10 protein-coding genes and 3 pseudogenes are annotated in these 12,492 nt (G+C 39.3%); 7 read left to right on the top strand and 6 right to left on the bottom strand.

Going from position 1 to position 12,492, the window contains the following annotated elements:
* The first annotated feature begins 72 nt into the window (after positions 1-72).
* Complete coding sequence (gene mlc / locus Xbed_RS09035; RefSeq protein WP_086112606.1) at positions 73-1,305, top strand: sugar metabolism global transcriptional regulator Mlc; 1,233 nt, start codon at positions 73-75, stop codon at positions 1,303-1,305.
* Between the two features lie 137 nt (positions 1,306-1,442).
* Positions 1,443-2,111: a dethiobiotin synthase gene (gene bioD / locus Xbed_RS09040; protein ID WP_086112607.1), complete on the top strand. Its 669-nt coding sequence runs from the start codon at positions 1,443-1,445 to the stop codon at positions 2,109-2,111.
* Positions 2,112-2,181: 70 nt separating this feature from the next.
* Here the strand turns inward: bioD and Xbed_RS09045 are convergent, their stop codons facing one another.
* From Xbed_RS09045 to ydfG, 3 genes are read right to left on the bottom strand one after another with little or no spacing between them, the layout of a single operon-like run.
* The gene (locus Xbed_RS09045) at positions 2,182-2,490 is read right to left on the bottom strand and encodes a DUF1161 domain-containing protein (protein ID WP_208612218.1); all 309 of its coding nucleotides are present in this window, start codon (positions 2,488-2,490) and stop codon (positions 2,182-2,184) included.
* A 33-nt stretch (positions 2,491-2,523) separates the two neighbouring features.
* Entirely contained in the window at positions 2,524-2,886 is a 363-nt protein-coding gene (locus Xbed_RS09050) for a DUF1283 family protein (RefSeq protein WP_086112608.1), read from the bottom strand.
* A gap of 47 nt (positions 2,887-2,933) precedes the next feature.
* On the bottom strand, positions 2,934-3,683 hold the full coding sequence (gene ydfG / locus Xbed_RS09055; RefSeq protein WP_086112609.1) for a bifunctional NADP-dependent 3-hydroxy acid dehydrogenase/3-hydroxypropionate dehydrogenase YdfG: 750 nt from the start codon (positions 3,681-3,683) through the stop codon (positions 2,934-2,936).
* A 267-nt stretch (positions 3,684-3,950) separates the two neighbouring features.
* Here ydfG and Xbed_RS09060 point away from each other — a divergent pair, with 267 nt between their 5' ends.
* From Xbed_RS09060 to Xbed_RS09085, 5 genes and pseudogenes are all read left to right on the top strand, one after another.
* Positions 3,951-4,625, top strand: coding sequence for a hypothetical protein (locus Xbed_RS09060; protein ID WP_086112610.1), 675 nt, complete (start codon positions 3,951-3,953; stop codon positions 4,623-4,625).
* Between the two features lie 1,009 nt (positions 4,626-5,634).
* On the top strand, positions 5,635-6,534 hold the full coding sequence (locus Xbed_RS09070) for a lipase family protein (RefSeq protein ID WP_167371888.1): 900 nt from the start codon (positions 5,635-5,637) through the stop codon (positions 6,532-6,534).
* 97 nt (positions 6,535-6,631) lie between these two features.
* Positions 6,632-7,328, top strand: a pseudogene (locus tag Xbed_RS09075) (IS30 family transposase); the annotation flags it as partial.
* A 108-nt stretch (positions 7,329-7,436) separates the two neighbouring features.
* Positions 7,437-7,631 (top strand): annotated as a pseudogene (locus tag Xbed_RS09080) (transposase); the annotation flags it as partial.
* A gap of 198 nt (positions 7,632-7,829) precedes the next feature.
* The gene (locus Xbed_RS09085; RefSeq protein ID WP_086112613.1) at positions 7,830-8,837 is read left to right on the top strand and encodes a hypothetical protein; all 1,008 of its coding nucleotides are present in this window, start codon (positions 7,830-7,832) and stop codon (positions 8,835-8,837) included.
* Positions 8,838-8,915: 78 nt separating this feature from the next.
* On the opposite strand, the gene Xbed_RS09090 is transcribed toward Xbed_RS09085, so the two are convergent.
* The 3 genes and pseudogenes from Xbed_RS09090 to Xbed_RS09100 all read right to left on the bottom strand — a co-directional run bounded on the left by Xbed_RS09090 (position 8,916) and on the right by Xbed_RS09100 (position 12,486).
* The gene (locus Xbed_RS09090; RefSeq protein WP_086112614.1) at positions 8,916-10,277 is read right to left on the bottom strand and encodes an FRG domain-containing protein; all 1,362 of its coding nucleotides are present in this window, start codon (positions 10,275-10,277) and stop codon (positions 8,916-8,918) included.
* A 13-nt stretch (positions 10,278-10,290) separates the two neighbouring features.
* On the bottom strand, positions 10,291-11,094 hold the full coding sequence (locus Xbed_RS09095) for a tetratricopeptide repeat protein (RefSeq protein ID WP_086112615.1): 804 nt from the start codon (positions 11,092-11,094) through the stop codon (positions 10,291-10,293).
* Positions 11,095-11,152: 58 nt separating this feature from the next.
* Positions 11,153-12,486 (bottom strand): annotated as a pseudogene (locus tag Xbed_RS09100) (ISNCY family transposase).
* Positions 12,487-12,492 lie beyond the last annotated feature (6 nt).

The raw sequence follows: 12,492 nt of genomic DNA on the forward strand, positions 1-12,492 counted from the left end.
ATCTTCTCGCTTAAACAACGACATAATCGTCATTAATTTTTTAGCGGCGCGAAATAAATAGCGGGAGGCGAGGTGAGTGTCGATGTTCATCCAAATCATATTGACCAGATTAAACAGACGAACGTGGGGTTGGTTTATCGGTTAATTGATCAGTACGGACCTATCTCGCGTATTGCACTTTCCAAAAAATCCCAGTTGGCTCCGGCTAGTATTACAAAAATTACGCGAGAGCTTATTGATGCCCATTTGGTGAAAGAAGCCGAATTTCCTGAACTTGGCTTTCGGGGGCGTCCTGCTATCGGGCTAAAGGTAGATAGCGAAGGGTGGCAGTTCTTGTGTATTCGTATTAACAAAACGAGCATTGTTATTGGACTTCGTGATTTAAGCAGTCATCTCTTGGTTGAAGAGGAATTGCCTTTCTCAGTACGCTCCAACCAATCTTTCTTAGGCTGCATTGTTGATGAGATTGATAACTTCTTTTTTCGACATCAATGTGCCCTTGAACGTCTGACAGCCATTAGCATTATCATTAATGCGATTATTGATCCGATTAACGGGATCATTCAAAGCTCACCGCACTACGATGTGAAAGATATCCCCATTAGAAAATTTTTGCATCAACGCACGGGACTGCCGATTTTTTTGCAGCACTGCATAACCGCATGGACAATAGCTGAATCGCTCTATGGCGCCGGGAAAAACTACCAAAATCTTATCCAGCTAGTCATTGATGATAATGTAGGGGCCGGGATCATGACGGCAGGGCAAATGCTCCATACTGGAAATCATAGCGTTGTAGAGATCGGGCATACTCAAATAGAACCGAATGGTACACGTTGTTACTGTGGTAACAGGGGCTGCCTTGAAACCGTTGTCAGCATTAACAGTATCTTGCGAAAAGCCTGCCAACAGGCAGCTAACCATCCCTGTTCCTTAATGAATACGATGGTGGTTAATAATGAGCCATTGACGATTGAGCGCCTTTGTCAGGCCGCGATAGCCGGTGATCCTCTGGTAACAGAAATTATCTATGATGCTGGAGAGCGAATCGGACGTATCATGGCGATTTTAGTCAATATATTTAATCCCGAAAGGATCTTGATCGGTTCGCCGCTGAACAATGTACAACATATTCTTTATCCAGCCATTCAAAAGCAAATATCTCAGCGCTCACTTCCCGGCTATAGCCAACAAGTTGATATTGTCGCCACTCAGTTTGACAACACTGGCACACTTCCCGCAGCAGCGTTAATTAAACAATCCCTATATAGTGGTAAGTTATTGATAGAACTCATGCAAGGATAAGAAGAATAGTTTACATTAGGTAAAACATTGAGCTAACGCAATCCCTCCCTCAAATACATCCCATACACTCTATGCCTGCTCGCTAAAAAGCGTCACCGATCTATCTGTTCTGTATTATGGAAAACGGAAATGAATTTATGTTAACTCGCTTATTTGTTACAGGCACGGATACCAACATCGGTAAAACAGTTGTTACCCGCGCATTACTGCAAGTCTTTAATCGTGAAGAAACAACCGCAGTAGGGTATAAACCCATTGCGACAGAGAAACGGGAAACGCCGGAGGGAATACGTAATCGTGATGCCTTGATTATACAGAAGTCCTCACCCGTTCAAGTGGATTATGAAGAAATCAACCCGGTCATTTGGGAAAATAATTATAGGGAAGCCAATAGGGCTGACTTTACCCAAATGACAAAAGGATTAAAAAACTTAGAACATAAAGCCGATCGCGTGATTATTGAAGGTAATGGTGGTTGGCGAATGTTACTGGAAGATGAGGTGTCTTATTCTGATTGGGTTGTACAAGAAAAGCTCCCTGTCATTTTGGTGGTTGGAATTCAGGCCGGCTGTGTCAATCATGCCATTCTAACCGCTCAGGCCATTATTAATGATGGCGTTCCTCTCGTGGGGTGGATTGCCAACCGGATTAATCCTGGGTTAGCTTATTACGCCAAGACGCTGGAAAGGTTACAGCGTCACATACCGGCACCGCAACTTGGAGAAATTCCCTATCTCTTAAGGCCAGAAGAACGAGATTTATCCTGCTATCTGGATGTTTCTGCCATGTCGGATATCGATATTTGATAGTCAGTACGTAAGTAGTAAAAAAGTAAAAAGGGGCACATATTATGCCCCTTTTTATTGGTCCAGAAAACTATTCTTGGCTTTTCTTATCGCTTGAAGTCTGGTTATCCGTTTTAGTATGAGCAAGACGGATGTACACTATTTTCTGCTTGCTGTTATCACAATGGCCAACAACTTTCCCATTAGCCGCATCGCCTTTAGCCACCTGGTCGTTAGGGACAACCTCAAGCCTAAAGCCCGTTTCAGGAACACCATTTTTAATGATTTTCTGTGCAATTTCCGCTTTCAAACTCTCACATGTCACCTTTTGTGAAGCCTGTACTGCAAAGGGAGAAAGCGTAAAAAACAACGTTACAGTCAGTAGGATCTTTTTCACCATCATCTCCTTACTTTGACGTTGGTATTGAAACTATCAAGGTTTGATCGGACGGCCTGTATTGATATCCAAACAACGTTTAGTATTTGGTTCCCAATAAACATTAATATCGGCGCTTTCCAAACATGCCTCACGATTATCAGCTTCTACTTCGTACTTATCAAATGCTTTCTCTCTACGTTGATCCATTTTCTTACGTAGGTTTTTCTGTTCATCCCATACTTCTTTGCTTTGACGGGCCATTTCTTTGCTCATCGAATTGTCACCGCCTCCATTAATGGTTACACATGTGCCATCTGATGAGCAAGGTGCAGAAAATGCCGGTGTTTGCCAAAAGAGTGGCAACAATAGGGCAAGAGCAGAAACATATTTAACAATCAAAGAACTATGAGCACGCATATTTGAACCTCTTTCAATGTGTCAATTACGACAATGTGTCATTACGATCATTGGTTTCTATGTACACTTAAACCTGCGAATGATTGACAAACCGGCATCATCTCTAATGTATTAATATTGACACGAGAAGGGAGATTCGCAACCCAAAACACCGCCTCTGCAACATCATCAGCCGTCAGTGCATCAGTCCCTTCATATGTTTTGTCAACTTTTTCCTCATTGCCTTTAAAACGGATGTGTGAAAACTCTGTTCCACCGACAAGCCCTGGCTCAATATCCGTGACCCGAATATTTTTACCTTGCAAATCAGCCCGCAATCCTAAACTAAACTGTTTTACGAAGGCTTTAGTCGCACCGTATACGTTACCTCCTGCATAAGGCCAGCTTGCTGCGGTAGAACCAATATTAATAATATGCCCACTATTCACTTTCACCATATTGGGCAGTAGGACTCGTGTCATGTTTACTAACCCTTTAGTATTGGTGTCGATCATGGTGTCCCAATCGTCAGGATTGGCTTGATAAGCTGGCTCCAGCCCTAAAGCAAGCCCGGCATTATTTACAAGCACATCAATATTGCGCAGTGTATCTGGTAATTGCTGAATGGCTTTTTCAATTGCAGAACGATCTCTCACGTCAAGTTGAATAGTATGGACTTTTTCACCCAGCTCTTTTTTCAGTTTTTCCAATCTATCCTTACGACGACCGGTAGCAATGACTACGGAACCATGCTTGATAAATTTTCTTGTAATTGCTTCACCAAAACCAGAAGTTGCCCCTGTTACAAAAACGATCATAGTTATCCTCTACTTGCGAATTGTTATTGTTAGCTTCCATATTAGTAGAGAAAGTTATTTAGTATTAGTCAAGGTTAAATTACCTTAACAATTGATAATTGATTGTTTTTAAATATAAATTTCTAATTTACTTAAAAATGGAATATTTTATGTCATAAAATACTTGATATTAAACAATAACTAAAATAAATTATTTGAGCCAAATCTACATGGATTGTTAAATTTTCTTTATAGACGTAAATAAATGTAGATCCATCAGGAAAAAACATGCCGTTTCATCAACCATTCAGAACTCACTTTGAGCAGGGCGATCTTGTTTTTGGTTTATCTAAAGAAAGAATCAAATATGCTCAAAAATACCCACAGTTTGCCGATTTTCTTGATGTTAATAACATCGCAACCATTGATAGATATTCAATTACCCAACGTGAAATTTACATACGTCAGATGTATGAACACAAAATTCCATCCAATCAGGAATGTTTTAATAAAGCGATAAAAGAACATCGTAAATACAATTCGATAAGGAATTCTGACGATACGTTGAGTATTGAGTATGGTAGTGGAAAAGTTAACTATCCCAGACAAATAACCAGTCGAAAATGCAAAGCGGGATTATCTTGGTTCTCCCAAACCTCACGCCGATCGTGTATCCATTTTATTTTAGATGGAATCGACATGGAAAGCGTTGTCCACAAACATTATGAAAATAAAATAAGAAAGGGAAGTTCATACACAGGAAGTGAATTAAGGTGGATATACCGCAACAGAAGGGACCCGAAAGTTCGATCTTGTATTCAATTTTGGAGAAATGGTATACCAGTGACGCCTCCATGGGTAGAAGGAGATAATGCCGCTTTATGGCAAAATTATCATCCGAAATTTGAAAAATCCAGAATAGAATTGGGAGAGTTTGCTGAAACAGCGCTAGACATCTATTAGTACAAAAATGGCCCGAAGTTAACGGGCCATTTTTGATTAATTTGTTGCTGCTTGGTTCATATACTCCTGAAGGAAGCCGTCAAATACGATTTGGCCTTTATCGATTTTGATAACCCGATCAGCGAGTCTAAATACACGTGGGTCATGGCTTATCATAAGTACAGTCTTACCATGAACAATATTGTTCAATGACTCTGCAAAGCTGTTTATTTTACTGGAACGTGGATTAAGGAAATCTTAGATTCTGATTGGCTTCCTTGTCAGAACTTTTACGTATGCTGATACGAAGACAGCAGAGTAAAACAACGGAACATACAATAGTCCAATTGCAATCAGCATAGTTCCTATAGAAAGCATTATAGCTACTGTGCTATCAGGGGAAGTGATATTCATTAAACCTTCTGATAATCCTAGCAAAAACTCTTTTTCTTGCAGTTTTGCGTAAAGCCAGGAAGCCCCAACAAGAACGGTCCCTAGCCAAAATGAGATCCAGCATATTGCGGATGTGAAAGAGGTTGAGTTGTTTCTCATGCTTTGCCTTTTTATTCCTTAGATTACAGATAAAAACAGTGAAATGTGTATCTATTAGATAATTAACTATTTTGTTGTAATAGTTAAATTTTTTCCATGTTTGGATATTTTAATGCAATGCTAGTGCATTGCAACTGTGTATTGTTGTGTATTCCGGCCGCACAGCCACATCTGCGCGGTTAATGAGCATTTTTCGTCTTCAGTTGTCTTGAGGGAAGATCGGCTAAAATTTAGCACGAAATATTTTTTCTTTAATTTAATTACATATTAATATGTATGATTGCTTCTTTAATTCGCTTTGTAATTAAGTCATTATGCGAGTAGAATATAGGCATTTATGTTTTTTTAATTAAAAATTAATATATGAATAAATTTAAAAATAAAATACCAACCTAAATTTTAGGCAAATTTTGAAAATGGAAATATACTTTAGTTATCTATTTTGATTTTTATAAATCCAATGAAATGGAGATTAAGTATGTTTACAGTAAATTATTACGATAGATTTGCAGCACTAGATCTATACGCAGCAACTATGTATGATCAATATCCAAATAACCTTTTACCACCTCCAGACTCACGCATAGAAAAAGATGGTTGGAAGCTAAGAGGCTATATTTCTTGTAATTATTATAATTATTCAACATTGATGAACATCAAAACAGATAAAGATGAATCAATGATTATTGATGAAAGAGTTAATTTTGGATATATTGCAGAGAGAATAGAAAATCCAGGCGAATACGTTATTACTCTCCGAGGAACCAAAACTTTTGCAGAAGCAATTAATGATATTAACTTAGGAGGATATATATCCCCATGGTCTGATACACCTGAACAAAAGGTTTTTGATGGTTTTTATTCAATGTATAAATCTTTGGATCTCATTATTTATGACAATACAACAGGTATTGATTATTCCCATCTTAAACTAGCAGATGCTATCGAAAAATTTATCGGAGTAAATGGTTACTGTATGATATCAGGTCATAGCCTTGGTGCTGCAATGGCAACTTATCTTATGAGGGATTTTTATGATAAATATCCTAACTATAGATCTTGCTTATTTGCTAGTCCAAATGTAGGGAATTATGAATTTGTTACATATGTTAGTCAAAATTTTCTTGATTATGCTGTTGTTAATTATGTAAATGACATTGTTCCTAAATTACCCTTAAATTCTTATCAACTACCATATGTTACTGAACTGTATCCAAGAGACGATGTGAAAATAAATGATTCAATAAGTTGTAACCATACCATACTCACTTACCTTGCTTTATTGAATAAATTCAAGTTTTACGATGTTCTTGAAAAAAAAGTTCCAGAAGAGTATGAAACATGGAATGAATGTCTACAAGTTACAATACACGGTTAACTAATAAAAATACTTGGATTCGCCTAATAAGTGCAATTTCTAAGAAAGGCGGTCAGTTACTATAGTAGGCATCTTTCTCGCCAAAGGAAAATGCACTATGGCCTATATGCAACTGACCGAAATAGAAAGATATCAGATTTTCAGTTTAAAAGAAGCCGATTTTACACAATGCCTTATCGCAACATCTCTCAATCGAGCCCATCAACGATTAGCCGGGAATTGAGACGAAACAGAGAAGCACAAACATACGGCCCTAAACAGGCTCAGCTTAAAGCCGCCACGCGGCGGTAAAAGCCGTCAAAGTGACACCCGAGATCGTCAAGTTGATTAAACAGTTAACTTGGCAAGATTTAAGCCCTGAACAAACAGTCGGTTATCTCAAAAGGGAAAATATCATCTCTTTGCATCATGAAACCGTTTATAGATTGATCTATAAAGATAAACTTAATGGTGGTGATTTATGGCAGCATCTCAGAATAGCTAAAAAACCGTATCGTAAACGCTATGGAAGTCGTGAACGCAGAGGAAAGATCAAAAACAGAGTCAGCATTGAACAGCGCCCAAAATGGGTTGATAAAAAGCAGCGTATTGGTGATTGGGAAGGAGATACTATCGTTGGCAAAGATCATAAAAGTGTATTATCAACATTAGTTGAACGAAAAACGTTATTTGCGTTCATTATTAATCTTGAAGATAAAACAGCAGAAGGCGTCGCAAAAGTGGCAACAAGACACTTATCAATGATAAAAAACAAATTTAAAACAATCACCTTTGATAATGGTCTCGAATTTGCTTAACATGAACTTATCAGCAAAAATTTATTTTTCCATATGAAAGGTTAAAACCACCGACTTTAGTCGGTCAGCTTTAGCTGCGATACTGTATTGCACGAGAGGTGCAATATGGATTACAGATATGGCAGCCACACAGTATTTCAGATCGAATATCATTTTGTGTGGGTAACGAAATACAGGTACAAAGTGCTGACAGGTGAAGTCGCCCTACGAGTGCGAGAGTTAGTCCGTCAGACATGTGAAGCGTTTGAAATCAGGATGATTGTCAAAGCAGTTTTAAAGTGTCACCTCTTTGTGCAAGTTAGAAAGGGCACTTTTGGTCTATGTTATCGTCATGAAGTACAGTAGAGTTACTTCTGCATCGACAAAAACTTTATCCACATGATTTTGAACCAGTTACATCTCTGGATGTCTGGTCAAATTTTCTTTTTAAATGTATTAACAATTTTTTTCATGAAATTGACTATTAGAAAATATAAAAATTACTGATTCGGAGGGATTATGAATAAATCATTAGATGAGCTAATTGTTAAATTAACTGGTTATCTTGGCGCTTTAAGGGAACAAAAATCCAACAATAAAAGCATAGATAAATTCCCGAGTAAAAGAAATCTATTATCCAATAATGAAGCACACATAAAAATCATTATTGAACAAGGAGAAAGATTGTTAAGCCTTAATAAGGAGAACGAACTATTTGGTTTAAAATCCCACCAAAATGATAAAGCAGTTTTAATGGATAACTTTTCGTCAGACCTTGAGCAATTCGCCACAACAAAAGGGCTTTGTTTAGGCGGAAAACATATACTCTCGTACGGTCAATCCAGGATACCAGAGCATGCCTTTTTCCACTTGGCCACATCGTCACTCCTACCCAATACTTACGCATCAATAGAGCAACCTGCTGGGCAGGCTTTTAGTGTTTATTCTATTCCGTTCAAAATAAGAGTGGCACTTGAAAATAAGATTAAAAGCATTATCGGATTTAGAAGTCTAAATATAATAAGAAAGAATGGAAGGAAAGATGAATCTTATGAGTTACCTTTTACGCACATCCTCAATGAGTTAAAATACACAAAGTGTTTAGACTTACCATGTTCATTAGATGATATAAAAAATATATATCAATGGAGCTGTAATTTTTGTCATACAGGAGAAAAAGAACCATTATGGCTTTTAATGAAGGCATTGGAGATTATTTCACCACTATTTATCTATAAGTATCAGAAGATACATGAAATTGATATTTCAGATCTGTGGCATAGATATGTTTTATCGGAAGAATATATTATGTCTAAATTATATGATTATAAAGGCTTTGTTCGCCCAGTGTATCATTTTAAAAAAGGGTGGTCCGTCCAAAAATTACAATTACATCTAAACAACCCTGAAGATCCGAAAAGAAAATACAGTAGAAAAGATGCAAATGAAATTACGTTTAACTTATCTGAAACGGAACTTTGTGAGGTTTCATGTTATTGGTGTTCTAGGACAAAGGAGCACTATTGAACTGTAAAAACCTATATAAATGAAATTTCAAAGTACCACTTTTACTTGTAAGGTATAAGTGGCACTTTTCAATGCTTCTCAATCTCCTGCGGAAAATTGGGCCGCAATTAGTTTCATTGTCCTTTCCATGCCCTGATAGACAGTCGCATCTGTAATATTTAGCCTTGCGAGTTCCTTCAATATTCTAGCTTTGTTTCTGATCACTATTTTTTCTACTTTAAACTCTTGCATAGAATCATCAGGATTTGATACTAAATCTGGATAAACAGCATTGTTTCCGAATAATAAGAATGCACCTGACTGTGATGACATTCTTTCATTATTATTTCGTCCTTTAACGAAAATTAACCTTTCCAAATCTGTTGGTATAATTACATCTTTAAAATAAGGCTTTTCATCCTTAATGTAATGTATGAGCTTTTGACAAGCTTCAATTTTATTGAAAGTCTCCTTGTCCATATTGCAATCCAGCTGATCTTTCAAGGTTTGGCTTAGCATTGATATGTTTGAGATGCAACTTACTGTATCAGAATCAAAAAATTTTATACGTTCCCTTTTGGTTTTGAAAATAATCACATGTCCATCAATCTCATTTGTTAGTTCTTTATTACTAATGTCACAACAAGCGAAATACAGAGCGATTAGTGGATTTGATGTTATATCCAACAAACGAGTTGGTAGTCCGTAATGTTGCATCCTTACTAACTTATCTAGCATTGTTTTATCATCAACAAACTCAGCAGGCCTTGCTGTTAGGGCTTCACGGACTAAGCTTGATTCATTGTGTAAATGCTTAAAGTTACCTTTTTTGTTTTTCCTGAAAACAGATGGGGCTAACTCATAAGATACGTCAGAATGCCCACGATAAAAGATTTCTTCATCTTCTTTATGTTCTTGCTCTAAAACACACGCCATGAAACTTTGAACATTATCAATTATTGGGTAATTATCGATTTCATCGGGAAGTGCTTCGACAGGAGGGAGTGGGGTGCTTCTTGTTGTTATATTTAGAAGGGCTAGTGTTTGATTTAAATCGCTAGACTTTATTCCCCAGTGAGTACGTTTCAATCCATATGAACCTAATTCTAAAACTTTTTGATATAACTCTTTGTCTATCACGACCACATCATCTTGTGAATGAGTGATTTGAAAATCAAACTCAACGTTTTTGTTAACTGTTCGTAGGTTTGATATAACCCCAAGCCGAAGAGTAATGTACTCAACATTATTTCTGGAATAAAGCTCTGATATGAATAACGTAGGTAATTTCTCAATATAAGATAGTGCCTTGTCATTCAAAGGGGTTAACTTCAGTCGGATGTCCTCAGAGGTGCCTTCTAACATACGTGAAATTGGGAAGTCACAACTACCATTAACCTTTTCATACATGGGCCAATGTTCAAAATAGTCAGGTTCTCCGCCCATAATTAGATTAAACATTAAAAATAAATCCTTATATTAAATTAGATGAGTGTTTGACAATCCATTCTATTGCAGTAGGTGTTCTTATCCATGACTTAATATTATGATTTACATAATCAATGGCCTCATCCAATTCACCTAACGTAATATATCCACTGTTGGACTTCGGTTGCATACGGCACTTTGATAACAAGCCGGGGATGTGGCTGTTAGAATCAATCGCAGTTCTGGCGATATCATCGGCATCAGGTGATGACTGTCTGTAGGCGAGGAGGGCGCGTGTATACTGAAGATACGGACGCACATCTTCTGAATAATCATTCAGTAGTAAGGTCAGCTCCTCCACCATTTCCAGTTCGAGATAATAGCCAGTTAATAAATGACGAATCCCCTGGTTGTCGTTCGGGTTGAGCTTGAGCATTTCGCGGCAATGAGCCATGGCTGGGTAGAAATTACCTGACTCCCATAAGGCATCAGCCAAAGCTGCTTTTGCTCTCATATATGGACGTGTTTCGACAAATCCCCAGAAATTGCCCGCAAATTCCTGAAAATCTTCGCCTAGTGCAACACTGGCCGCATATAACGCCGTTTCCAGAGTACCGATTTTTGACTCAGGGGGCTCTTGAGATATCTCGCAGTAGAATGAGTATGCGTCAGCACAGAGCGGGGATTTCTTGATAGCTTTTCTGATGAGTTTCAGTACAACTTCCAGGTCATCAGTTTCCCAGGCATCGAACATAAATTCCTGAGCCGCAGCCAGATCCAGCTGTAATTGCTCAGAAGTGATGGCATTTTTATATAAATCAACGCGCTTTTTAGTCGGGAATTTAATCATCTCAAGTATCCTTTTGGGAACTCACTGTTCCGGCACTTTGCAGCACTGATGGTCGATTCTACCGCTTTGAACTTGCCACAAACAAGCTCGGGTCTGCCAGAACGGGATTTATAGCCCGTAGCTGTTCCTGGACGCGCACCTGAGCCTTACGGCTGGGCGATTTTTTGCTTCGTTCCCGCTTGCCTTCGCTTTCCCGCTCATCCTGTTTTACCTGAGCGAGTCTGAGTACTGTCCCGAGGCGTTTGTTATCGACAATCTGTCCCTGATCGACACAGGCCAGCTTATCAAATGCCTGGCAATCAAGACTCCGATGCCCGTAGTGGAAGGCGAGGGTGCCATCGGGATAATCCAGTACTTTAATTTTTTCACCGGCAAGACGGCTATTTTCTTCTGTGGGGTCCATGAGATAAAGGATCTTATCGTACTGGAAGGTCAGTGATTTCGACACGGTACGAACATCATGCCAGGCAAAGATGTCTCTTAATTCATCGGGGCTTTCCTTCACCGGACGATGCAAATCTTTCGGGAACCTGGCCGGACGTGAGAATCGGCGGTTAAAGTCTGCAATGAAAGTGGCAAGCCAGGCATTTGCAGCCTCAATGCCGGTAATATCTTCCAGACGCATTTCTTTGATCAGTCGATCCTGAAGTGTCTGATTCGCACGTTCCACGCGGCCTTTAGCTTCAGAGCTGTTGGCACAAATAAGCTCGATTGCCAGGTCATAAAGCACACGTCCGAACTGGGTAACAGTGGTATTGCGGTTCTCCGGACCACTGACTCGAAATATTGCATGTTTGTCACTGTACAGTGATACCGGCTTTCCGTGTTGCTCGATGTATTCCCGGGTTGCAAGCATGTAGTCAAAGGCTGTTTCTGACTCGCTGAACCGCAAATGCATCAGACGACCGGTGGCATCATCGATAAAGACCAGCAGGCAGCATTTTGGTGCACGGCCTTCAAACCAGTCATGGTGGGAGCCGTCGATCTGGATCAGTTCCCCCAGGCAATCACGCCTATGTCGGGGTTGATATACCCGTGACTTGCGTCGGGCATGCGGAACCCAGAGTCCGTCAGACGTCATCCAGTTGCGGACGGTCTCGATTGAAAGCCGGATATTATGGCGCTCTCTGAGTTTTTCTGCGGCCAGTGTGGGCCCAAAGTCAATGTAGTTTTCACGTATCAGCGTGAGTACACGCAGTTTGAGAGATTCGGTCAACCGACGGTTGCTGGGTTGACCACGTTTGCGGCTGACAAGTCCTTCAGCACCAGAAACCCGGTAGCGATTTATAAGCCGTTGCGCCTGACGTTCTGTGATGCAGCATCGCGACGGCGCAGACGCTTTTCACAAACTGCCTGTATCACTGGCAAGCGATGAATCTCTTTATCTGACATGGTCAC

This window comes from Xenorhabdus beddingii, assembly GCF_002127545.1.
GTDB classification, from domain to species: Bacteria; Pseudomonadota; Gammaproteobacteria; order Enterobacterales; family Enterobacteriaceae; genus Xenorhabdus; species Xenorhabdus beddingii.

Excerpts from the sequence above, each read along its gene's own strand:
- bioD (WP_086112607.1), top strand. The coding sequence starts at position 1,443 with ATGTTAACTCGCTTATTTGTTACAGGCACGGATACCAACATCGGTAAA.
- Xbed_RS09045 (WP_208612218.1), bottom strand. The coding sequence starts at position 2,490 with ATGGTGAAAAAGATCCTACTGACTGTAACGTTGTTTTTTACGCTTTCT.
- Xbed_RS09050 (WP_086112608.1), bottom strand. The coding sequence starts at position 2,886 with ATGCGTGCTCATAGTTCTTTGATTGTTAAATATGTTTCTGCTCTTGCC.
- ydfG (WP_086112609.1), bottom strand. The coding sequence starts at position 3,683 with ATGATCGTTTTTGTAACAGGGGCAACTTCTGGTTTTGGTGAAGCAATT.
- Xbed_RS09060 (WP_086112610.1), top strand. The coding sequence starts at position 3,951 with ATGCCGTTTCATCAACCATTCAGAACTCACTTTGAGCAGGGCGATCTT.
- Xbed_RS09070 (WP_167371888.1), top strand. The coding sequence starts at position 5,635 with ATGTTTACAGTAAATTATTACGATAGATTTGCAGCACTAGATCTATAC.
- Xbed_RS09085 (WP_086112613.1), top strand. The coding sequence starts at position 7,830 with ATGAATAAATCATTAGATGAGCTAATTGTTAAATTAACTGGTTATCTT.
- Xbed_RS09090 (WP_086112614.1), bottom strand. The coding sequence starts at position 10,277 with ATGTTTAATCTAATTATGGGCGGAGAACCTGACTATTTTGAACATTGG.
- Xbed_RS09095 (WP_086112615.1), bottom strand. The coding sequence starts at position 11,094 with ATGATTAAATTCCCGACTAAAAAGCGCGTTGATTTATATAAAAATGCC.